Annotated in this window: 1 pseudogene; it reads right to left on the bottom strand. The window is 51.9% G+C overall.

What is annotated here, in order from left to right:
* Positions 1-222: 222 nt before the first annotated feature.
* A pseudogene (locus TV75_RS22430) lies at positions 223-609 on the bottom strand (integrase core domain-containing protein); the annotation flags it as partial.

Below are 609 nucleotides of genomic sequence, written 5' to 3'. Positions count from 1 at the left end.
CTGTATGGACCGGACACATGGTGGACACATGTGCGGGGACATGGTTGACACATTATGGACCATAGTCAGGTTTGCTCACGTCGATCGTTCGTAGGAAGTGATGGCAGAAAAACACGTCAAACAGTCCATCACCTTCAGTGTTGGGCCGTATTGCGATGTGATGCCCAGCCAAACCTTTGGCGATGCTGAAGTAGCGTTTCTGAAAACGAAAACGGCTGTGATAAGCCTTGGCTAATACGTCGTCCGGTCCGTACTCAAAGGTTGGTAACTGTTGCGGATAAGCCCATGGGCTGGCTCTATACCGGTCCATAGGCACCTTGTAGTCCAGCGCCTGATGGGGCCGTTGCAGGTTATAAACATCACGCCACCGATCAAATGCTGCTTGAGCTTCCTTGAGCGTGGAAAACTGACGCCCTTCAAGTACTTCGGCCTTGAGTGAGCGATGGAAACGCTCAATCTTTCCATTGGTTTGTGGGTGGTAAGGGCGGCTGAAACTGATCCGAATACCCAGACGAATCAACCAGATACTCAGCTCTGTGATTTCACCAGGGTTACGTGGAGAGCCCCAAGGCGGTCCGTTATCAACGTTGATGCGAGCCGGTAATCCGA

It is taken from the genome of Rossellomorea aquimaris (assembly GCF_000935355.1).
GTDB lineage: Bacteria > Bacillota > Bacilli > Bacillales > Bacillaceae_B > Rossellomorea > Rossellomorea aquimaris_B.
This window is presented reverse-complemented; position numbering and strand designations above follow the sequence as displayed.